This is a genomic window from Kitasatospora sp. NPDC048296, from assembly GCF_043201815.1.
Lineage (GTDB): Bacteria > Actinomycetota > Actinomycetes > Streptomycetales > Streptomycetaceae > Kitasatospora.
In genome coordinates, this window is record NZ_JBICZB010000046.1 from 36,462 (window position 1) to 57,670 (window position 21,209).

Here is a 21,209-nt window from a genome sequence, read left to right on the forward strand (position 1 = left end):
GATCAACTTAAGCTAAGCGGCATTGGGTCAAGGGGTCGCAGGTTCAAATCCTGTCGTCCCGACCGGCGTTTTCGCAGGTCGTAGGCCGTTTCCGCTAGATGGCGGGAGCGGCCTTTTTGACGTTTCGTCGGCTGGTGGTCGCATGGTGGTCCCGTCGCTGTGCCGGGCTGGCTGGCCGGCGGGTTGGGCTGGGTCTTGTGGGTGGGTCGGATGATGGGCCGGGTCGGGTGGCGGCCGTGGATGGCGTCGCGGTCGGCCTGGTTGAGGGCGCGGTCGATGGCGTCGACGGCTTCGCGGGCGGCTCGGGCGCTGAGGAAGTGGTAAATGTCCACGGTGGTGGACAGGGTGGAGTGGCGCAGCGTCTTGGAGACGATGTGGACGGGGACGTGCTCGTCCATGGCGAGGGTGCAGGCGAGGTGGCGCAGGTCGTGCAGGCGGATGACGGGGACGCCGGCTTCGCGGCATAGGCGGTGGAAGCGGTCGAGGACGTAGCCGGGGTGGAGGGGGCGTCCGTGGCGGTGGAAGACCAAGCCGTGGCCGGGCGTGGGGTTGGTGCCGCGGAAGGTGGCTGGGGCGATCTGGTCGGCGATCGCGGTGACGGCGCGATCGGAGAGGGCGACCCAGTTGCGACTGGAGCGGGTCTTGGGCGCGGTGAAGACGAGCTGGTTGTTGTCGAGGGCCGAGAGTGTCCAGCGGATGTACATGAAGCGCTTGTCGAGGTAGGCGTCGTCCTCGTGGAGGGCGAGGGCTTCGCTGCGGCGGATGCCGGAGCCGATGAGCAGTTCGGTGAGGTTGGCGATGAGTGGGTCGGCGCCGTGGGCGTAGCGCAGGAAGTGGGCGGCCTGGTCGGCGGTCCACTGGGGGCGTTCGGCGCTGCGGGGCCTGGGGACGACCATGGGGCGGGCGATGTTGCGGCGCAGGCGGCCGTTGCGGACTCCGTCGCCGAGTGCGCTGGAGAGGGCGGCGAGGATCCGGTAGATGGTGACTGCTCCGCGGCCGTGGGCGCGCTGGTCGGCGACGAAAGTGTGAAGGTGGGGGCGGACGAGGTCGTCGAGAAGGACGGCGCGGAAGGCGGGGATCAGGTCCTCGTAGACGTAGGTGCGGTAGCGGGCGGCGGTGGTGGGCTTGAGGGTGGCTTCCTTGGTGTGGAACCACTCGTCGAGGTAGTCGGCCACGGTCTGGTCGGGGTCGCAGGTGAAGCCGGTGCGCTCGCCTTCGAGGAAGCGGTGCAAAGCCTTCTTGGCGGCCTTCTTCTTGGGGAAGCCGCCGCGGCGGACGGTGTGGCGCTTTCCGTCGAGGGCGATGTGGCTGTCGACGGCGAAGGTCCAGGTGCCGTGGTGGGGGTCGATGGCGAGGAGGGGGCAGCGGGCGCCGAGCTGTCGGCGCTGGTCATCGCGGCAGCCGCAGCGGCGGTAGACGCGGCCGCGCTTGGCCGAGGAACGCATGGCGATCACTTCATCGGGGTGGGATATTGCCTGGATCCCACCAGTTTCGCCCTGGGTCGGTCGCCGGGACCACAGTGCGACCACCAGGGGCTCGGCACGCTGCTGACCTGGGCCGATCCCTTGACGTGAGCGAAAGTCGGCTGCCGCTTCATTTCGCGGCTCGCGGGTTTACCGATCATGTAGCGGGAGCTGGATTAGTGCGCTCGGGTCACCCTTGGTGCTTGCGCGGGAGCTCTCCGGGTCGGTGGGTTGGGGTCGCGAGCCTGGGCGAGGCGGGAGGATCGCCGGTGGGAAGACTGCCGGGGACTTCCTCTCACCCCTCCTGAAGTTTATCGAATTCCACTGGAAATCACGGGCAGTTGACGGCGTAGTTTTTTGCTGCTGCGCGGAAGGCGTGGCCCGGGGGCGGGGAGAATTGCAGGTACTGCCAGCCTGGCGAGGATTCTTTTGGCTGATTCTGCGTCAGGCATGACGGCCGAGATGGCTACAGTGCGTGATGCTTGCGGGTGTGCTGCCTCCGTCTGGCGGGGTCGAGACGTGAGTCGAACTGCTCGATGTTGATCACGTGGCGATCTCCAGTGGGTCTGCGCTGGCTCCGATCGCTGGCAGTCGCAAAATGCCGGGTCGCGATGGCCCCGCGGCGGCTGCGTCGCGGTCGCTGCAGCTCGGCAGTCGCCGTGGCGGCGCAGCGATGGAGTCGGGCGGGGTGGGCGGTATGTCGTTCCTCCGCCCACGAGCCATGCGGCACATCACACCGACTGTCGATATCCGTGACTGGCTGCGAGGTGCCCGGTCAGCCGCTCCCAGTTGCCGGAGCCTATGGCGGCCTTCTCCTCCTCGGTGAACGGTGCCTGTTCGAGGAAGGACCGGGCGACCCCGCCGCTGGTGTCGAGGAAGGGGAAGCCGCCGGGCCGGGTCCCGAAGGTGTACGGGTAGTCGGTGGAGTACAGCATGCGGTCGGTGCCGACCACCTCGGCCGTCCAGCGCAGGTAGCGCTCGCTGACGGTGCCGCTGCCGGCCACCCAGAAGTTCTGGCGGAAGTAGTCGGCCAGTGGCCGGTCCAGCTTCGCCATGTCCTGCAGGACGCCGACGTGGTCGAGGTAGAAGAGGACGACTTCGCCCCAGTGGCCGGCGATGACCTGCAGCCCGGGGTGGCGGTCGAAGACGCCGGAGAAGATCATCCGCAGGTACTGCACGCCGAGGTCGTAGTACCAGCCCAGGCCAGGGCCCGCGAGTGCGCGGCCGACCCCGTGGGGCAGGCCCGAGTAGTACGCGTCCTGGACTGCCTGTACGGGGGTCTGTGGGTGGAAGTGCAGCGGTACCCGCAGGCGCTCGGCGGTTGCGTAGAGCTCGTCGAACTCCGGTGCGTCGGCCAACGTGTCGCCGGTGCGCCCGTAGAGCATCGCGCCGCGGAAGCCGAGCTGTGTGACCGCGCGCTCAAGTTCCCCGGCGGCGGTTTCGGGTGATGGTGTCGGGATGGCCGCGAGTGCCTGGAACCGCTGCGGGTTGGCGGCGACGATCTCGGCGAGCGCGTCGTTGGCCTCGGCTGCGACGTGCACGGCGTCCGCCGCGGTGAGGTTCTGTACGCCCGGTGAGGCCAGGGACAGCACCGCGACGTCCAGGCCCTGGTCGTCCATGTCGGCCAGTCGCCGCTCGCCGACGTCCCGCAGTCGCTGCGCGAACGGCTCGTCACCGTAGCCGAGTTGCGGGATCTGCGGCACTCCGGCTCGGGCCCAGGCGTCGAGCAGCACGGGCAGGGCCACGTGTTCCTCGAGTCCTACGATGCGCAGCTTCTCGGGCATGTCGTTCTCCTCGCGCTAGTTCCGCTGATACGTCATTGACGTTAGCGCGGATAACATCAGTGGTACAGGGTCGGTGATATCGTTGATTCATGGTTGAAGGGTCCAAGACCGACATCACGCCGGCCGCCGATTCGGAGGCTGCTGCGGGCACCCGCGAGCCCGTCCGGCAACGGGTGGTAGACGCCGCAGCGGACCTGCTCGCACGCGAAGGACGGGACGCGGTCACCACCCGCGCGGTCGCGGCGGCGGCCGGGGTGCAGGCCCCGACGATCTACCGCCTGTTCGGCGACAAGGACGGGCTGCTCGAAGCGGTGGCGGAGCACGGTTACGCCACCTTCCTCGCGGCCAAGCAAGTGGTCCGCGACGAGCTGGACCCGATCGAGGACCTGCGCGCGGGCTGGGACCTCAGCGTCGAGTTCGGACTCGCCAACCCCGCGCTGTACGTGCTGATGTACGGCGAACCCAGGCGCGGCACGACATCGCCCGCCTTCCGGGCCGGCATGCAGATCCTGATGGGGCGCATCCACCGCCTCGCCGCCGGCGGCTGGCTGCGCGTGGACGAGAAGCTCGCGGCCGCTCTCATCCACGCCACGGCGCGCGGCGCCGTGCTCACCTGGCTGTCACTGCCGGAGGATCAGCGCGACCCGGCCCTGCTCACGGCCATGCGCGAGTCGATGGTCACCGCCGTCACCCATCAGCAGCCTGCCGTTCAAGGCACCGGCCCCGCCGGCGCCGCCCGCACTCTGCGTGCCCTGCTGCCCGGACAGACCATGCTGAGCAGCGCGGAGCAGCTCCTGCTCGGCGAGTGGTTGGACCGCCTCACTGCGGACGGCTAGCAGCCAACCGGTCCACCAGCTGGGCCCCTTGCGGTGGGTACGGCAACGGCACTCAGGCGACGCGCTGTTGCGGGTATCGTCGGGGACACGGCTGCTCACCCCGGAGTCAACGCCTGAACAGTCCAGTCTCCGCGCCGCCACGAGACGGTAGGGCCTGATGACCGCTGTATCGAGCTTGCGCTACCTGTCGCTTCCTGAGGAGTTCGTCCTTCTCTCGTATCGGCGCTCCGGCAAGGTGCACGAGATCCGGCAGACGGCGACGGGGTGTGCGGTGGCCGAACTCGGTGAACTCGCGCTGCGTCGAACGCTGCTGACCCCGCTGCGGAAGAAGTCCAAGATGTTCGGCCTCGACGTCTACCACCTGAACAGCAGGGTCGAACTGCTGCACACGGGGCCCACCGGGCTGGCCTGGGGTGACGAGTTGGTGGCGGAACTTGAAGGCGACCGCGCTGCTGCCCACAAGCCAATGCCCGTTCACTCGTGGCTCCGACGACGCTCCCGCGCGGCGCTCGCGTTGCACCGCAACGCCCTTGTCGAGCATGGCCTCCTGAGTCCCGGACACAGCACGATACTCAGGAGGCCTCGCTACCACCCGAACTCGGCCGTCCGCGATGAGCTGATCGGCCACCTGCGGGCCGTCTGCCAGGGCGAGAGTCCGCTGGACGCGCACATGCTCTTCCTTATCGCCCTCGTGAAGGGCGCCCAGCTCGGCGGGGAGTTCGGTCTCAGCTGGACGCGACTGCAGAAGCTGGCCGTCGCCGACGGTGTGGGGCCGGCGGCGCATCTGCCCGAAGACCTGCGTGACACCAGCATCGTCCTCGGCGCCCTGGTGCCCTCGCGGGAGAACAGCGGATCGGGCCCGGCCTAGGCATTCCTTCCGACCATCGGAACGCCGACCGGCCTGAATCCGGATGTGCCAGAAGCCATGGCCGCGCCACCCGGGCTGTTCCGCTTACGTGTCGGCAGCGGGGCCGTGGAGGCCGGCGGCGCCTTTGAAGGTCTGCAGGACCGGAGCACTGTCGATGCTCTGCACGCCGCGCAGGGTGGCGATCCGCGTGTTCAGGTAGGTGTGCAGCGCGGGGATGTCGCGCGTCACCAGCGAGACGTGGAGGTTGCGGGGCCCGCTCGTGGCGGCGACGAAGGCGACCTCGGGGTGTCGGGCGAGAGCGAGTCCGACGCGTTCGAGGTGCGCGGGTTTCACCGAGAGCCAGAGCAGCGTACGCACGCCGAGCCCCAGCACGGACCGCTTCGCGTCCAGGTGGAAGTACAGCACTCCGGCGCCGCGCAGTTCGGCGATCCGCCGATGCACGGTGGAGCGTGAGGCGCCCGTCTCGGCGGCCAGTTGCGCGATGGCCGCGCGCCCGTCCTCGCGCAGCAGGGCGAGCAGGTGCCGGTCTAGGTCGTCGAGATCGACGGATTGCGCCGGGGCGGTGGTTGACGTGGCGGGAACGCTCAGCCGGGCTTCCTGCTCGGGCGTGAGGGCGCTCAACTTGGTGACCACCCCGGTGGTGCGTCCGAAGTAGACGTGCAGCAGGCAGTGGGCGGTCACGTCCAGGACACGGGCGGTCCTGGGCAGTTCCCGCAGGAGCAGGCTGTCCTCGGGGGTCGAGGCAGCGGTCACGCAGACCAGCTCGGTGCCGCCTGAAGTACGGCTGATCCACGAGGTGTCGCTGCGCCGGGCCAGCGACCGGGCGATCGCCGGGGCCGAGTCCGGGGTGCAGCGGATGCGCACCAGCCACTCGACCTGGCCCAACCGGCTCCGGTCGACCAGGCCCCACAGGCGCAGGGCGTTCGACGAACGCAGACGGCTGTAGCGGCGGGCGACCGTCTGATCCGACACGCCGATGACCTGGGCGACCCGGGAGAACGCGACCCGTCCGTCGACGTTGAGCGCGTGCATGATCTGCACGTCGATCAGGTCAGTGCTGTCGGATTGCATCACGATCCCCACCTTGGCATCGGATCTGCTCACAGATGGCGAGCTGGATGGACCCATGGTAGGCACTCGCCGACGATCGGACCATGAACCGATACGCATCGGCCCAGGCCCCGATACCGCACGGCACAGCCCCGCACCGCACGGCCGTCCTGATCGTGGGCGGCAGCATCGTGGGCCTATCGGCCGCGCTCTTCCTCGCCGCACGCGGCGTCACACCGATCCTTCTCGAACAGCACACCGGCATCTCGCCCCGGCTGCGCGCCAAGCTGTTCTACCCGCGCACCATGGAGGCGTACCGAGCCGTGGCAGCCGCCGACGACATATACGCGATTGAACGGGAACACCCGCGCAGCGAGTACGCCGCCACCGTGCAGTCACTGGCCGGCGCGGAAATCAAGCGCTGGCGCCTGCCCGCCGCCGAGGACTCCGGCGCCGTCTCCCCCTGCCAAGGCGCCATGGTCAAGCAGGGTGACGCCGAGCGCGTGCTCCGCAGGCGTGCCGCCACCGAAGGAGCGGACCTGCGCTTCGGGCACCGCTTCGTCGACTGGGAGCAGACCGGGGACCGGGTCACGGCCCGCGTCCTCGACGACAGCGGCGCTCCGTACACCGTCGAGGCCGACTACCTCCTCGCGGCGGACGGCAACGCCAGTTCGATCCGGGAGCGCCTGGGGATCACCCGAAGCGGAGACGACGCCCTGGCACACTGCATGGAGCTGGCATTCACCGCGGACCTGCGCCCGTTGCTCGCCGGCCGCGCGCTGGCCCTGGCCTTCGCCGACCAGCCGGGGCGCCCGTTCATCTCCTGGAACACGGGCCATGACGCCGGAGCCGTCAGCGTCACATACGACCCCGCGACCGTGGACCCGGACGCCGCCTTCACCCCCGACCCGGCCCGGGCCATCGTCTCCGCGGCACTCGGGCTGCCCGAACGCGACGTTCAGCTCACCGGAGCCCGGCCGTGGCAGATGGCCGGCTGGGTGGCCGACACCTACCGCGTGGGGCCGGTGTTCCTCCTCGGTGACGCCGCTCATGTCTGCCCGCCGGTCGGCGGGTTCGGCGCGAACGCCGGTATCCAGGATGCCTGGAACCTGACCGCCAAGCTGGTGTCCGTCCTGCGCTCACACGCCGAGCCGCGGTTGCTCGACCAGTACGAGCCGGAACGCCGTCCCATCGCCGAACTTACGGTACGTCAAGCCGTGGCGCGGATGGCCGGCCCCCGCGGGCACGCCGTCGAGAGTGGGCAGTTGCTGAGTGAGGCAGCCGTGGCGGTGGGCTACCGCTATCCCGCGCCCAGCACGGGCGCCGACGGGCCCACCGCCGAGATCCCGCTGCCCTGGGCCGACGAACCCGAGCACTGGCGAGGCGAGCCGGGCACCCGCCTGCCGCACATCCCACTCGCCGCAGAGATGAGCCCGTCCGCCGCGACCCTCGATCTGGTGCGCGACGGCCGCCACCTGCTCCTGACCGGCCAGCAGGGCCAGTCCTGGGTTCAGGCGGCCCAGGCGCTCGACCCCGAGCACGACCTCCTGAACTCGCTCACGCTGACACCACAGGCGCTGGCGCCCGGCGTGAGCTTCGCAGAGCGCTGCGGCGTCGGCGAGGAAGGAGCCGTACTGGTCCGGCCCGACGGCGTGGTGTGTTGGCGCTCCGCCCACGTCGCCGCAGCAGCCGAGACCCTGGAGAGGGTGCTTCGAGCGGCGCTGCACCGATCATGACCATGTGCCAGGGGCGAGAGTCGGGAACGGCCAGACGACGTTGAGGATGGGACGCCGTGCGCGCCGCAGGTCCGCGGTGCGCACGGCGGGGTGGGTGCTGAGTGCGGGGCTCAGCCTTCGGGGGAGGGCGGCTGTGTGGGTGCCGATACTTCGTCCGTGCAGGTCACGCCGTATGTCCGTACTCGTGACGGGTGCCGCCGAGACGGTCTCGCCTGCTCACGTTCAGCTGGGCGACTCGCCTAGGATCGGCAACCAGGTCGGGGCGCTCTCCGGGGTGGCCCAGCTGGCCAGGATCGGCAGTACCTGGGCTGTGGACGAGTCTGGCTCGACGGTGTACACGATGAGGTGCTGATCGGGGGCGTGGGGTGCGGTGACGATCTCGATGTTGAAGTCGAGGGGCCCGGCCTCGGGATGGGCGATGCGTTTGGGCACCGAAGCGTAGTCGCGCACGGTGTGGTCGTCCCACCAGCGGGCGACGTCCGGGTCGGTACGCCGTAGGTCGTGCACGGCGGCGATGAGCCGCTGGTCGCCTGGTCGCCTGCCGACCTCCATGCGCATCGCGGCGACTGACCAGGCTCCGAACTCGGCCCAGTTGACGATGCGTTCCCGGGCCAGGGGATCGCGGAACAGGAAGTTCAGGAAGGATGAGCCCGGCCGCAGAGGGCGCCCGAGGGCCGCTCGCAGCAGCGCGTTGCGCGCGAGCACCTCGGCACGCCGGCCGAGCAGCAGGACCGGGACGTGGTCCAGGGTTGCGGCCAGGCGCAGCAGTCCTGGATCGGGGCGTTGCACTTCCGGTGCCGATCGGCGGACCCGGGTCGCCGGAGCCGCGAGGTCGCGAAGATGCGCGGCTTCCGCCTCGTTCAGCCGCAGAGCCCGGGTCAGCGCGGCGAGCACGGACTGCGAGACCGTCGCCTGCCGGCCCTGTTCCAGTCGGCTGTAGTGGTCGGTGCTCAGACCCGCCAGCATGGCCAGCTCCTCCCGGCGCAGCCCGGGCACACGTCGGGGACCGGGAAACGCGTCGATGCCGGCCTGGGCGGGCGTGAGCCGGTCCCGGCGGGCCCGCAGGAAGGCACCGAAAGCGGAGCGGTCGTGACTCATTCCCTCACGGTACGGCCGCCGGCACCGTCCCTGCCTGGTCATGCCGTGCCTAGGGAACACTCGCACTGGTCGCGCCCCGGTACGGGCCCGTGGAATGGGGCCATGACCTCATCGCACGAACCCCAGCCCTCCCAGCACGTCCTGCCCTTTCAGGGCCGCAGCGCGGTCGTGACCGGATCGACCAGCGGTATCGGTGCCGCCATCGCTCGCGTGCTCGCGGCACGCGGCGCCCATGTGATCACCAGCGGCCGTGACCCACGGCGCGGCGAGGAGGTGGTCGCCGGGATTTGCGCCGCGGGTGGCCGGGCCGACTTCGTACCTGCCGATCTGGCGGGCGACGCCGACGCGGTGCGCGAGTTCGCCGCACGGGCGACGGCGGCCGCGTGCGGGCGGGTGGACATCCTGGTGAACAACGCCGGCGTCTATCCCGCCACATCCACGCCGGATCTCTCCGACGACGACCTTGACGCGATGCTCGCGGTCAACATCCGCGCACCACACGTGCTCGTCGCCCAGATGGCGCCCGACATGGTGGCCCGGGGCGCTGGGGTGATCGTGACGATCGGATCATGGATGGCCACGGTGGGAAGTCCGTTCGCCGCTCTCTACACCGCCACCAAGGCCGCCGACGAGCAGATGACCCGGACCTGGGCCGCCGAGTTCGGCTCGCGCGGTGTCCGGGTCAACGCTGTCGCTCCCGGCGTCACCCTGACTCCCGGGAACGAGAGCGCCCGTCAGATCATCGAACGCATGACTGCTACGACTCCGGCTGGCGTCCCGGTCGCTCCCGAGGACATCGCCCACGCCGTCGCCTTCCTAGCCTCCGACGAGGCCCGCATGATCCACGGCACCACCCTCTACGTCGACGGCGGTATCACCACCACCCGCCTGGCCTGAGAAGCGATCGGCAAACCCGTCACGGGGCTTTGGAATGGCACAAGTGTTTCCAGGTTTCCCGATTCGGGTGATCTCGGTGTTGTCGCCGCATGAAGACAGGGCCCCTGCGCAGCTTGGAGGTTGTTGAGACCGAAAGGCCGCAAGGGGCGGAACACGGGCACTCAGCAGGCTCCCGGTCCTACTCCGCTTCGCGTACCACATCAGGGACGAGACGATTTGGGCTGGGGCCTGCGTCGGCGACGGGAACGCACACGATGCCCGCCGGTGCGGGCGCGATGAGCGAGTGGGGCACGACGGCGACGACGCGGCCGATTCGGCCCAGCGAGATGAGCTCGGCGGCAGCGGCGGTCTTGGGGCCGTTCCCGTCGTCGGGAACACCTGGCCACTGGGGGAAGACCTCGTCGTTCGGATCGTCCAGGTTGATGCTGTCGCGGGCGGCGAGCCGGTGTCCTTCCGGGAGGATGGCCATGCGGTCCTCGACGTGGAGAGTCTCGGCGGCGAGCCCGGTGAGGTCGTCGAAGGGGGTGTAGAGCGGCTGCGTCGGCGCGTCCGTCGCGGAGACAGTCGGTCCGGTCGGCGGCGCCGCTGAAGAGGGCGGGTCATGCCCTGGCCCAGCCCACGATTAGCAAGCACCTGGCCTGCCTTCGCGAGTGCGGTCCGGTCGACTCCCGTCCGGTCGGCCGGGCCTCGGTCTCCTCCCCGGCCCAGCCACACGCCCGAGTGGCGTGCCGGCCTCGTGCAGGCCGGCCTGGCTGACCTCTGCTGCACCCTGGACCAGGCCGCCCTCGAGCGGCTCGCGGCCGAGGAGCCGGGGCGCCCGGGGTCAGAGTGTGAACATCGCGCTGTACGGCGGGGTGATGCGTTCCTGCCGTGATCCGAAGTCGACGAGCACGGCGGTGTCGCCGTCACCTTCGACGCCGATGACGCGGCCGAGGCCGTACCTGTCATGGGTGACCCGGTCGCCGAGGGCGAAATGCTTGCGGGGCGGCTCCACCGGGGCCTTGAAGGGGCTGTTCGGCAGGGGGCGGCGGACTGCTGCAAAATTCGTCATCCCCTCCAGTATGCGCCGGAAACCGCGGGAGCGGGCCTTTTCGGCGCACTCGAGTTCGAGTGGGACCGGAATGCCGCATGTGCCGTCCAGCGCACCCCTGGACGGCGCCGGTGGGCGTGGCGCATTGCCTGCGCGGCGCTGTCGCCGCGAGGGCTGGCCGTGCCGTGCCCGCAGGAATCGCCCTCCCGGGCCGTCGGCACGGACGGCGCGCGGCCATACCAACCAGCTTGCTCCCAAGGCGCGTTGACGGCCGTGACGGCTCGGGGCCCGCGGCCTCGGGGGACACTTTTCCGAAACTGGGGGTGAAATATCCACCCGCAGCGCGCTCGGGCCTGCTAGAGTCGTTTTAGTTGCAGTAGTGGTTCCCATGAACTTTGTGTGCGCCTGCTGATGTATCGCAGGCGCATTTTTGTTTCCCGGCTCTTCCCCGGGTGGGTGCTTATGCGGCGACTCGAAGCCCGCGCTGCGCGCGCTTCGGACAGCCTCTGAAGGAGATTTTTATGGCTAATGGCACCGTGAAGTGGTTCAACTCGGAAAAGGGCTTCGGCTTCATCGAGCAGGAGGGTGGCGGTCCGGACGTGTTCGCCCACTACTCGAACATCAACGCCAACGGTTTCCGTGAGCTGCTCGAGGGCCAGAAGGTCGAGTTCGACGTCACGCAGGGCCAGAAGGGCCCGCAGGCCGAGAACATTCGTCCGCTGTAGTTTTCCTGCCACGGCACCCGCCAAGCAGTGAGGGGCCCGCACCGCGTACAGGTGCGGGCCCCTCGGCATCGCGCCACGGCGCATCCCCTGGCCGTTCAGGCCCCCTGGCTCCGCCACCGGCGGCCATCCCCACGCGAGACGCACAGCGTCGCGTCCGGATCGGCGCCCTTCCGTGACAGCTCACGGTTCGAGGTTCCTCGCTCCCGCCCTGCGTGGTGAGCGCCGACCGTAGGTGAGGTGCCGCACGGTTCTGCCGTGCACGCTCCACCCGTCACTTTCGGCCCGTTTCCTTGCGGTCTCCGCCGGCGCCCCGCGCCACGGAACCTTCCTCGTGACGTGCCGCCCCGAGGAAGGTATCCCCGCATGAGCCGCTCCAGTCACTCCTCGCACCAGAACGCCAACTCCCGCTCCGCCGCGGGCTCCCGCTCCGGTGGCAGCTCCTTCTACGGCGCCCGGCCCGCCGGAGTCCGGCGGACCTCCGATCGGGGCGCCGGCCAAGGCCCGTCTGCGCAGGGCGAGTTCGCGATGCCAGTCAGTACCACCCCGGCACTGCCGGCGGTCGGGTCCTTCGACGAGCTGGACATGCCGAAGGCGCTGCTGTCGGTGCTGACCCGCCAGGGCGTCACCACGCCGTTCCCGATCCAGGCCGCGACGCTGCCGAACTCGCTAGCCGGCCGCGACGTCCTCGGACGAGGCCGCACCGGCTCCGGCAAGACCATCGCGTTCGGCCTCGCCGTGCTGGCGCGCACCGGCGGGCAGAGGGCCGAGCCGCGTTACCCGCTGGCCCTGGTGCTGGTCCCCACCCGCGAGCTCGCGCAGCAGGTCACCGAGGCCCTCACCCCCTACGCCCGCGCCGTACACCTGCGGATGGCGACCGCGGTGGGCGGGACGTCGATCAGCCGCCAGGCATGGATGCTGAATCGCGGGGCGGAGGTCGTGGTGGCCACCCCCGGCCGACTCAAGGACCTGATCCAGCGCGGCGACTGCCAGCTGGACCGCGTCGGCATCACGGTGCTCGACGAGGCCGACCAGATGGCCGACATGGGCTTCCTGCCGCAGGTCACCGAACTCCTCGACCAGGTCGCCGAAGGCTGCCAGACGATGCTGTTCTCCGCCACCCTGGACCGCAACGTCGACCGCCTGGTGCGGCGCTTCCTCAAGGACCCGGTCACCCACTCGGTGGACCCGTCCGCGGGAGCGGTCAGCACCATGGAGCACCACGTGCTACACGTGCAGAACTTCGACAAGAACGCCACCATCGCCCACATCGCATCCCGTGACGGCAGGGTGATCATGTTCATCGACACCAAGCACAGCGCGGACCGCCTGGTTGAGGACCTGCTCGCGAACGGGGTGAAGGCCGCGGCCCTGCACGGCGGCAAGTCCCAGCCCCAGCGCACCCGGACCCTGGAGCAGTTCCACACCGGCCAGGTCACGGCCCTGATCGCGACCAACGTCGCCGCCCGGGGCATCCACGTCGACGGGCTCGACCTCGTCGTCAACCTGGACCCGCCGATCGACCACAAGGACTACCTCCACCGGGGCGGCCGCACCGCCCGGGCCGGCGAGCCCGGCACCGTCGTCACGCTGGTGCTGCCCAACCAGCGCCGCGCGATGGCCCGCCTGATGACAACAGCGGCCATCACCCCCGTCACCACCAGGGTCAGCGCCGGCGGCGAGGACCTGGCCCGCATCACCGGCGCCCGCGTGCCCACCGGCATCCCCACCGTGATCCCCGACCCCGTCGTCGAGCGGCCGCGCCGCAGCCCGTCCACGAGTCGCGCCCGGGGCGGCCGCCCCGCCCACACCACCGGCGACACCCGGGCCGCCTCCGGTCACCGCCGGGCGCCCAGCCGCACCACCCGCGCCGCGTAGCACCGACGGGCCCGGCTCGCGGTGCGAACCGGGTCCGCGCAGTTCGCCGGGGACGCCACCTGGTCGTCACGCAGCCCGATCCCGAGCTTCCGGCGAACTGCGTCCTGCCCGTACCGGGGCGGCCGGTCTGGCCGCATTCGCCGGTGATGCGGACGCCACCGTCCCGTACCTCACCAGCCGGCAGGGCCGTAAGCGGTACGAGGGCATCTCGCACGCCGCGATCGGCAGCGCCCAGGGCGCGGAGCACGAGCTTCTCGGACCCCAGCCGCGCCGACTGCCATCACGGCGGGTGCACGGAGACCCCAGCGGCGGTGTGCGGCGAGCAGCACGGGGGTCAGCGCGATCAGCAGCAGGTAGACGGGCAGGAACCACAAGTGCAGCGCGACGTACCAGCCGGCCTGGGCCAGCTCCGCCGCGTCGACGCCGGCGGCCCGGGCCGCGACGACGCCGAGGCAGGACGCGACAAGGTACGCCGTGGTGGGCCACAGCAGACGCAGGGCGCGGCGACGCACCCAGCTCGTCCAGCCCTCGCCGCCGCCGCCGTGCGCCGTCCAGGAGACGGCGTTGGCGTAGCCGCCGACCAGGAAGACCACCGGCATCACCTGGAAGAGCGGCGTGAGCCAGCGTCCCCAGCCGATGTCCTGCAGCACGTTATGCCCGGAGACATGCCCGCTGCGGAAGGTGACATCGGTCAGTAGCCAGTGGCCCAGGACGACCGCGTGGATGGCGGCCACGCGCAGGAGATCCGCGTAGCGGTTGCGTTCCACGGTCGGTCCTCTCCGACTGCGGCCTTCGCCGCACGGTCCTCGGCGCCGGGTCTGTGCCCGGGCGGTGGGGCTTGGGGGAGACGGGGCCTTCTTCGGCCTGGGCCCGTGCCTTCAGTGTGAGGGAGGCGGGCCGTTCGGGCGTGGGTCACCTGGCCCCGGCTCGGGCAGCGGCCGGATCACGCCCCGATAGCCGTTGTCGTGCATTTCCATGACCAGTCGCTCGAATCCGAGCCGTACCGAGTCCGGATGCGCCGAGGCCGCGGGGGCCGGCCCCTTGCGATGAGGAACCGTGCGCATCACGGGACGTCATGGTGGCCGGTACCAGGCTGGCGCAAGCGACCCCCGGCCACGAGGTAGCGCTGGGTAGAGATGACATGTACGCTGCGTGTCGCTGGTTGAGCAGGATGCGGGCCCGGCCGCTGCTCCGTGGGGGGAGTCGCGCCCAGGCCCGGTGGCCGGCCGGGGCCCGGTTGAACTCGTGGGGGAGTTGCAGCCGGGCCCGTCGCCGAATGTCGGTGGTATGCCCGCCCGGCCGCTTCTCCAGACGTGACAATCGTCCAGTGGGCCAGCGATTCCGGGCGCGTCCGTCCAGCAGGGGTCGGTCGGGAGCCGGGGCAGGTTTCTGCGCTGCTCGCGGCGGGTGGGCCGTACGACGCCGGTCTGGTTCGGCTCGGCTTCCTGCGGCATACTCGCGTTTCGCCTTTCGGGCCGGTGGCCAGCAGATGGCCGCCAGGGCCGCAGTTGTTCGGTGCGCATGTTCTCCGTGTGGCCAGGGCGGTCAGCAGGAAACTCACCCCGAGGGCGACGAGGAAGCCGAGGACATCGTGCGGGTAGTGCGCGCCTACGTAGGCGCAGGAGGCGTCGACGACGGCGAACAGCGTGGCGATCGCGCCCAGGCGGCGGCAGGCGATGACCTACATCCAGCGTCTGGCCGAGGCCGGCAACGACTTCGCGTACAGCAAGGGATTGTTGAACGCGCCGCATTTCATGATGCAGGGTCACCGTCTGTCCAAGTGGCCCGGCTGGTGGCGCTACGGCGCCTCTTACTGCCGGTTCGTCCGGGCGCTCGCCGCCACGGAGGCGGCCGCACTCCGGGTCGGTGCCGGTCTCTGCCCCGACGCGGGATCGGGTGCGGGTGCGGGGCCGGCTGACCCGGGCGTGGGGGCGTGCAGGCTGGCCGGGGACCGCGACCGGGGAAGGGTTTGGCGAGGGTCTGGGCGGCGTTCTGCTTGCCGGGGCCGTACTCGATGAGCGTGGTGGTGTGGTGCTGGGAGGCGCCGGTGCCGGTACGGGTGATGGTGAAGCCTTCGGCTTTGAGCTTGGCCTCGGCTTGGGCGGCGAGTCCGGTTGTGGTGGTGCCGTTGTAGACGGTGACACTGATGCCCTCCCCAACGCGGGACCAGCAGCACCGCGCGGCCTGCCACCTGCGTTGCCACCTGCGTTGCCACCGGCGCTGCCGCCGCCGTCTCCGCGGCGAGCTGCTCGGCCATCCGCCGCCAGACCCGTTCGGCCACCGCGAGTTCGTCGTGCTCGGCCCGCACCTCCGCAAGCTGCTTGACCAGTTGGTCTTCCAGCTTGTCCAGCTCCGCGCGTCGCGCCGCGATCCGTTCCGCGATCTCGGACTCCACCGTGAACCGGATCGTAGGTGGCACCGGGCCCGCGACGCGGAGGAACCGGCGAAACCGCCCCGGCCCGTCCCGTCAGACGATTAAGACCGCAGACTCCCGCCCGCGACCAGCACGAGCACCCCGTGGAACCGTCACGCCAGCCCCTTCGACCGCCACGTTCGAAGATGGCGAAGCCTCCCTGATCGGCCAGACCAACCACGTGATCGACAAGCGGATGGCTTCTGTCCTCAATGCACCCTTTTGCTCCGACTCGCGAGAGTATATTAGTAATTGACCGGGTGTGTGACCTGCATCTGGTGGGTCGCGCACGAGACCCAGAAGAAGCACGGGTCGGCATGATGACACCCAGAACACATACAGACATGACATGCACTCGGAAACGCCGCCGCGCGACAAAAGTGCTGGTGGTAGCCATAACCACGCTGAGCATCGGAACGGCGGGTGCCTGGTCCGGACCAGGCGGGCACAGCGCGCGGCCCGCAGGCCGTGCAGCGACTTCCGCGGTATCGACCGCACCAGCCTCCGTCGGCATGGCGAACGCACCTGATACCGCCGCGGCCGTCCGTCCTAGCAGTCCGGGGCAGATTCTGGTCGATGCCGACGGCCACACGCTCTACCTGTTCGCGCGGGACACGCCGAACACGTCGACCTGCTACGGACGCTGCGCCAGCATATGGCCCCCGCTGCGCACCACCGTGGGGGTCAACAGCAGCCAACTCGGTACGACGAAGCGCGCCGACGGTACCGTGCAGGTCACCTACAACGGATCCCCGCTGTATTACTACGTGGGTGACACCAAGCCCGGTGACGTCACCGGTGATGGCATCTTCTCCTGTGGCGCCATGTGGTACGCCGTGAGGTCGTGAATCAGACAGGTGGCAGGTCACGCGCCAGGCTGATCGCGCGCGGCGGGCCGGTACGTGGACGATGCAGTGGGGTGACCGCGGGCGTCCGTCGGCGTCGGTGGTCACCGAGACGCGGGCTGCGTAGACGCGAGCGATCACGTCCTGGGGATCGAGCCGCCACCGCATGCCAGCAGTTGCCAGCCGGAGGCGGCGCCCGCGCTGGCCGTACCCGGAGGGCACGCGGATTGGCGGACGTTGAACAACAGGTTGGACGCGGGTTGGAGCGGCACCAGCGGGCCGGCGGTCGCCCCGAAGCGGCGTTCGGACGCGAAGAGCGGCCACGACAGCGGGAACGTTCCGGCGAACGCCGCGGGCCACGAGGTCCACCGGGACCGGGCGGCCCGTCACCGCCAGCCGAGCGGCGATCGGAAGCAGCACGGACAGCGCGGCGAACACCGCCGCGCGCACCGCCCGGAATCCCGCTCCGTCCATCGGTCGGAGCGTAGGGGCGGCACCGGCCGGGGGCCAGAGGCAGGGACGGTCGGAGCTCGGGCCAGGGTGTCGGGCCGTCCCCGCCGGTGGTCGGTCAGACTGCGGCGGCGGCGTCGAGGGCGCCGGACTTCGCCTGGGCGAGCAGGTCGTCGAACTGCTCGCGGCTCATCTGGATCTGCTGGCCGAAGTCGTCGGTGATGCGCACCCGCCTGTCCGCGGGGGCGTCGGGGTCGAGGAACAGCTATGGGCAGCCGCAGTTGCCGCAGAACGTGGCGATCGGGAGGTCGGGGTCCCGCACGGTTGCTGCTCTCCTGTCCCGGGACGGCCGTTGGCCGGCCCGTCTTGTCCTGCGGGCAGGGTTCCCCCGCCCTCGGGCTGGAAACGATGGGTCACGGTTCGGGCCCGGACGACGAGGGAGCTTGCGGCAGCCTCCGCCATCCAGCAGCGCCTGCACCTTGTCGACCGCGAGCGTCTCGCCCGTTGGGGTGTCGGCCAGCACCTCTACGACGTCCTCGACATCGACCACGGCCCGGGGCGGCGTACGTGATTGCTTGAGCGGGGCGGAGGAAGCGCGTGGCTCCTCCTCCCCGCTCAGGGCGCTACGGGTGCGCCGGCCTTCCCAGGCGCGTGGCGTGCGAGGCCGTTATCTGGAAGTTGGTGGCTTCGGCCAATCGGTGCCGTCTGCGGCGGCTTTGAGAATGTCCCCCAGGCGGAGCCAGGCGTTGGGGCCGGAGTTGCTGATCGGGCTGTCGGTGAGTCGGTGCCAGGCCTGGTGGTCGTCTCCGAGTGTGCCGGCCACGAGAGCGAGCACGGTGGGGTGCGTGCGGTCGTAGTGACTTCCCCGTGATTTGAGCGCCGTCCAGGCGGGCAGCGCGAGGATGGTCTCGCTGCGGCAGCCGGGCAGGGCAAGGATGTGCTGTGCCCAGGCTTCCCGGTTGGCGGGGTTGCCGCCGAGCCTGCTGCGCAGGTCATGGGTGAGGGTGTGGACGGCCTGCTGCGGGTCCGAGTGGCGCGCGAGGACATCGGTGAAAGACGGGTCATACCGGTAGCTGCTGCGCCAGGCGAAGGACAGCAGGGCCTTCTCCACGAGTTGGTCGTCGCCGGTGTGCCGGTCCAGGTACTCGTCGAGGACCTCCGGGGTGACGGCGGACAGGCTCCGGGGCGTCACCTGCGCGGGATCGCCGAGGGCTGCGCGCCGGGTGGCGGGTGCCTGCGGGAGGGGGTCGGCGACGATCCGGCTGATCGCGTCAAGGAGTCCGGTGAACTGCCGGTGGTCCTCCTGCGCGCGGTAGTCGTAGGACCGGGGACGCGCTTGGCCGCGGTGGGCTTCGCGGATCAGGAGCTGCACCGTCTTCTTGACGGCGGGTGTCACCTCGGGCAGATGGAGCAGCATGGCGTGCACCCAGCGCAGGTCGGCCGCCTTGCTGATCCCGTAGGCGTCCTTCGGCTGCCAGGTGTGGAGCGCCTTGACGGCGGTCTCGGCGAAGTACCGCCCCAGTCCGGCAAGTTCCTCCGTCGGCATCAGCCAGGTGTAGGGATCGCCGTACGAGGGCTTGGCCTCGGCGGGGTTGAGCAGGAGGCGCCATGGCCCGTCTGCTGCGTGGCGTACCCAGAAGGTTGCGGTGTCGGTGCCCCACTTGGCTTCGAGTACGTCGTCCTCCAGGTACAGCGCGACATCCCCCCCGGCCGGTGTCGTCGAGATCGGCGAGCTCGGTGGCGAAGTGCTGTCGGGCCTCTTCCTTCGACGCCCCGTCCAGGAGAAAGCGGCAAACCCGCGTCACGAGCATGGCCGTGCCGAACCGGGAGATCGTCCAGCGCGATCCGACGGAGCAGCCCCGGCTCGACCATCCACGGCAGACTGCCGAGCAGCTGGTCCCGGATGACGCGGTTCGCCGCTGTGCCGACTACCGTCTCCACAAGCTGGGCGTGGCGGTCTGGGTGCCGCTCCAGCACGACTCTCCACATTCGCTCCCACGCACCGAATGTGGTCTTGATCCGGTCGGACCAGCTGTCGAAGGCCTCGTCCTCCAGACGCGTACGGTCCGGTGCGTCGGGCAGGAGGGCGACGGCCGCGTCGAACACGTCGTCGTGGAGGCGCTCCGTCCGCAGAACCAGCTGTGCGGGCGTCGGCTCCTTGATCAGGTCGGGTGTCATGCGGCAGCGCTGCGGTACCCGCCTGCGCAGCTCCGCGGCGACGGCGTCGGCCAACGCCGCCGGCCGCCCGGCGGTGCCGAGGGGACCGAGCAGACTGTCCGGGCAGCGCAGCAGGGCGTCGGCCCGCATGCTCTCGTCGCATTCGGGGTGGGCGAGGGCGAGCGCCATGAGCTCGGTCGTCGTCCCGAGGAGGTACTCGGACTCGGTTGCCTGCCGAAGGCCGTTCGTCACTGCGGTCTCCAGCAGCCAGGCAGGGGCCTTCTCCCGGTGCGGCTTCCTGAGAAGTGCTTCGAGGAGTTGCCCGTACTGCCGGTCGTCGGCCTCAGCCATGCCGTGTACCTGTTCAGCGGCCATCGTTGCCGCAGCGGACTCGGGCTCGGCGTCGGCCGCGACGGCGAACAGGAACTCCACAGGCAGCCGGAGGCCGTCGGTGGCCATGGCGTGCCTCCCTCCCCGGAGATGAGTTGTCGCTCCCATCCTGCTCCATGGCTCCGACACCCGAGGCCGCAGGGTCAGAGCGGACGAACCGAAAGTGCAAATCGGCGCTGGCGATTGGTGCATGGCAGCCCGCGCGCCGGTCTGCCCGGCGGCCGACCGGACATTCCGTACCCGCCGACCATGCCGCCAGGACGGAGGCGTGCACGGGTCAGCCCCGCGTTCGCGGAGGTTGCTCAGACCCTCCGATGTGGCGTCCTGGTGCCGGTCCAACAGCGGTACCTTCCGGACTGGACAGCACAGGACTTGCTTGACCTCCTCCAGCCGGACACCGACGAAGAGGAAGCCGACCGCACTCACACCAGCGGCTCGGAAGTGGCCGATCAGCAGCCACGTATGAAGGCCTGACGCCGGACCGCTCACGCTGCCTTACCGAAGCGGTGACCGACAGAGGAACCGGCCTGGCCGGCCACCTCGGCGTCCGCCCGGTCGAGTGCGGAGGCGAGTGCCTTGACGGCTTCGTCGGCGGAGTCCTTGAGGAGGTGTCCGTAGAGATCGACGGTGATGGCGAGGTTGGAGTGGCGCAGGGTCTTGGAGACGACGGCCAGCGGGATGCCGGCGGCGACGCGGCCCGGGCGGCCTCGGCGCTGGGGTAGCCGCCGCGGCGGACGATGTTGCGGTGCCGGTCGGGGGAGGGGAGGTCGAGGGAGAAGGTCCAGGTGCCGTGATCGGGGTCGGTGGCGAGCTTGGGGCAGCTGGCTCCGAGTTGCTTGCCACCCTGGTCGCGGCAGCCGCACCGGCGGAAGACATGCCCGGCGTGGGCTGCGGAACGCATGCTGATCGCCCCCAAAGTGGGTCGCGTGAATTGCCATGGTCATGCTCTCGTGTTATGGGTCGAAGGTCGAGCGACCCCGCACTCGCTCCGCTCTCACCAGGGCGCCCAAAGGCGGTCTGAGCTGCGGCGATCCCTTGTCGTGGCGACAAGGGGTCGTGGACTCGCTGGCACTGCTCGGTGTCGCAGGGCGTAGCGTCCCGATATGACCGCTGAGCACGGGCTCGGGAGCATCCGGATCATCGCGCCCTGCGGAGCCGACTTCGTCCGGATTGCTCACCCGTCGTGGGCGAGGCCGACCAATCCGGGCGATGCCAGCCTGCACATACCGGTACATGGATTGACCTGCAGCGACGACTCTCCGAGCCCCACAGATGGCCGGGTGCGAGAGCGAGGAGCTCGCCCGGCACTTCATCCAGGGCACCGTCGCCAAACAGGGCGTCGAGGAAGGCGAGTTGACGATCCACTCCGAGCGGGGCCGGCGCAACCTGTGGCTGGGGACCCCGGACCGGCTCGGCCTCGGCTTCGACTCCTGGCAGTTCGGCTGTTTTCCCAGCTGGAGCCGGGGCAGCAGCCGGCAAACGGGAATTTCGGGGTCACGCCGCCCGGCAGCCTATTATCGCTTCCTGGGCCTGTGGACCTGATCCCCAGCTCACCAGGTACGGAGAGGCGTCACCCGGCCTGCTGCCGATGC

Annotated in this window: 19 protein-coding genes; 9 read left to right on the top strand and 10 right to left on the bottom strand. The window is 70.2% G+C overall.

Annotated elements, in window-relative coordinates; translation table 11 throughout:
* Positions 1 to 2 precede the first annotated feature (2 nt).
* Together ACGF12_RS24795 and ACGF12_RS24800 are read right to left on the bottom strand one after the other, a co-directional pair.
* Positions 3 to 1,445, bottom strand: a complete 1,443-nt coding sequence (locus ACGF12_RS24795; protein WP_393034111.1) for a tyrosine-type recombinase/integrase — start codon at positions 1,443 to 1,445, stop codon at positions 3 to 5.
* A 749-nt stretch (positions 1,446 to 2,194) separates the two neighbouring features.
* Positions 2,195 to 3,247: an amidohydrolase family protein gene (locus ACGF12_RS24800; protein ID WP_393034042.1), complete on the bottom strand. Its 1,053-nt coding sequence runs from the start codon at positions 3,245 to 3,247 to the stop codon at positions 2,195 to 2,197.
* 89 nt (positions 3,248 to 3,336) lie between these two features.
* On the opposite strand from ACGF12_RS24800, the gene ACGF12_RS24805 reads away from it, so the two are divergent.
* Together ACGF12_RS24805 and ACGF12_RS24810 are read left to right on the top strand one after the other, a co-directional pair.
* The gene (locus ACGF12_RS24805; RefSeq protein ID WP_393034045.1) at positions 3,337 to 4,083 is read left to right on the top strand and encodes a TetR/AcrR family transcriptional regulator; all 747 of its coding nucleotides are present in this window, start codon (positions 3,337 to 3,339) and stop codon (positions 4,081 to 4,083) included.
* Positions 4,084 to 4,240: 157 nt separating this feature from the next.
* A complete protein-coding gene (locus ACGF12_RS24810; protein ID WP_393034048.1) occupies positions 4,241 to 4,951 on the top strand; it encodes a GPP34 family phosphoprotein in 711 nt (236 codons plus the stop codon).
* Between the two features lie 84 nt (positions 4,952 to 5,035).
* Here the strand turns inward: ACGF12_RS24810 and ACGF12_RS24815 are convergent, their stop codons facing one another.
* On the bottom strand, positions 5,036 to 6,022 hold the full coding sequence (locus ACGF12_RS24815) for an Lrp/AsnC family transcriptional regulator (RefSeq protein ID WP_393034051.1): 987 nt from the start codon (positions 6,020 to 6,022) through the stop codon (positions 5,036 to 5,038).
* Positions 6,023 to 6,105: 83 nt separating this feature from the next.
* Between ACGF12_RS24815 and ACGF12_RS24820 the strand changes: the two genes are divergently transcribed.
* Entirely contained in the window at positions 6,106 to 7,737 is a 1,632-nt protein-coding gene (locus tag ACGF12_RS24820; protein ID WP_393034054.1) for an FAD-dependent monooxygenase, read from the top strand.
* A 222-nt stretch (positions 7,738 to 7,959) separates the two neighbouring features.
* On the opposite strand, the gene ACGF12_RS24825 is transcribed toward ACGF12_RS24820, so the two are convergent.
* On the bottom strand, positions 7,960 to 8,835 hold the full coding sequence (locus ACGF12_RS24825) for a helix-turn-helix transcriptional regulator (RefSeq protein ID WP_393034058.1): 876 nt from the start codon (positions 8,833 to 8,835) through the stop codon (positions 7,960 to 7,962).
* A gap of 102 nt (positions 8,836 to 8,937) precedes the next feature.
* On the opposite strand from ACGF12_RS24825, the gene ACGF12_RS24830 reads away from it, so the two are divergent.
* The gene (locus tag ACGF12_RS24830; protein ID WP_393034061.1) at positions 8,938 to 9,732 is read left to right on the top strand and encodes an SDR family NAD(P)-dependent oxidoreductase; all 795 of its coding nucleotides are present in this window, start codon (positions 8,938 to 8,940) and stop codon (positions 9,730 to 9,732) included.
* Between the two features lie 178 nt (positions 9,733 to 9,910).
* Here the strand turns inward: ACGF12_RS24830 and ACGF12_RS24835 are convergent, their stop codons facing one another.
* Together ACGF12_RS24835 and ACGF12_RS24840 are read right to left on the bottom strand one after the other, a co-directional pair.
* Positions 9,911 to 10,201 carry a hypothetical protein gene (locus ACGF12_RS24835; RefSeq protein WP_393034064.1) on the bottom strand — a complete coding sequence of 97 codons (291 nt, stop codon included), beginning with the start codon at positions 10,199 to 10,201 and terminating at the stop codon, positions 9,911 to 9,913.
* Positions 10,202 to 10,555: 354 nt separating this feature from the next.
* Positions 10,556 to 10,783 carry a hypothetical protein gene (locus ACGF12_RS24840; protein WP_393034067.1) on the bottom strand — a complete coding sequence of 76 codons (228 nt, stop codon included), beginning with the start codon at positions 10,781 to 10,783 and terminating at the stop codon, positions 10,556 to 10,558.
* A 500-nt stretch (positions 10,784 to 11,283) separates the two neighbouring features.
* Here ACGF12_RS24840 and ACGF12_RS24845 point away from each other — a divergent pair, with 500 nt between their 5' ends.
* On the top strand, positions 11,284 to 11,487 hold the full coding sequence (locus ACGF12_RS24845; RefSeq protein WP_045694210.1) for a cold-shock protein: 204 nt from the start codon (positions 11,284 to 11,286) through the stop codon (positions 11,485 to 11,487).
* A 363-nt stretch (positions 11,488 to 11,850) separates the two neighbouring features.
* On the top strand, positions 11,851 to 13,362 hold the full coding sequence (locus ACGF12_RS24850; RefSeq protein WP_393034069.1) for a DEAD/DEAH box helicase: 1,512 nt from the start codon (positions 11,851 to 11,853) through the stop codon (positions 13,360 to 13,362).
* Positions 13,363 to 13,532: 170 nt separating this feature from the next.
* On the opposite strand, the gene ACGF12_RS24855 is transcribed toward ACGF12_RS24850, so the two are convergent.
* Both ACGF12_RS24855 and ACGF12_RS24860 read right to left on the bottom strand, forming a co-directional pair.
* Positions 13,533 to 14,129, bottom strand: a complete 597-nt coding sequence (locus ACGF12_RS24855) for an acyltransferase (RefSeq protein WP_393034072.1) — start codon at positions 14,127 to 14,129, stop codon at positions 13,533 to 13,535.
* 985 nt (positions 14,130 to 15,114) lie between these two features.
* Entirely contained in the window at positions 15,115 to 15,678 is a 564-nt protein-coding gene (locus tag ACGF12_RS24860; RefSeq protein WP_393034075.1) for a LytR C-terminal domain-containing protein, read from the bottom strand.
* Positions 15,679 to 16,287: 609 nt separating this feature from the next.
* Between ACGF12_RS24860 and ACGF12_RS24865 the strand changes: the two genes are divergently transcribed.
* Positions 16,288 to 16,623: a hypothetical protein gene (locus tag ACGF12_RS24865; protein WP_393034078.1), complete on the top strand. Its 336-nt coding sequence runs from the start codon at positions 16,288 to 16,290 to the stop codon at positions 16,621 to 16,623.
* A gap of 1,114 nt (positions 16,624 to 17,737) precedes the next feature.
* Here the strand turns inward: ACGF12_RS24865 and ACGF12_RS24870 are convergent.
* The gene (locus ACGF12_RS24870) at positions 17,738 to 18,616 is read right to left on the bottom strand and encodes a hypothetical protein (protein WP_393034081.1); all 879 of its coding nucleotides are present in this window, start codon (positions 18,614 to 18,616) and stop codon (positions 17,738 to 17,740) included.
* Positions 18,616 to 19,686: a hypothetical protein gene (locus tag ACGF12_RS24875; protein WP_393034083.1), complete on the bottom strand. Its 1,071-nt coding sequence runs from the start codon at positions 19,684 to 19,686 to the stop codon at positions 18,616 to 18,618. The genes ACGF12_RS24870 and ACGF12_RS24875 overlap by 1 nt, the downstream gene beginning before the upstream one ends.
* A gap of 437 nt (positions 19,687 to 20,123) precedes the next feature.
* Between ACGF12_RS24875 and ACGF12_RS24880 the strand changes: the two genes are divergently transcribed.
* Positions 20,124 to 20,339 (top strand): hypothetical protein, encoded by a 216-nt coding sequence (locus ACGF12_RS24880; RefSeq protein ID WP_393034085.1) that lies wholly within the window; start codon positions 20,124 to 20,126, stop codon positions 20,337 to 20,339.
* A 550-nt stretch (positions 20,340 to 20,889) separates the two neighbouring features.
* Entirely contained in the window at positions 20,890 to 21,159 is a 270-nt protein-coding gene (locus ACGF12_RS24885; protein ID WP_393034088.1) for a hypothetical protein, read from the top strand.
* Positions 21,160 to 21,209 lie beyond the last annotated feature (50 nt).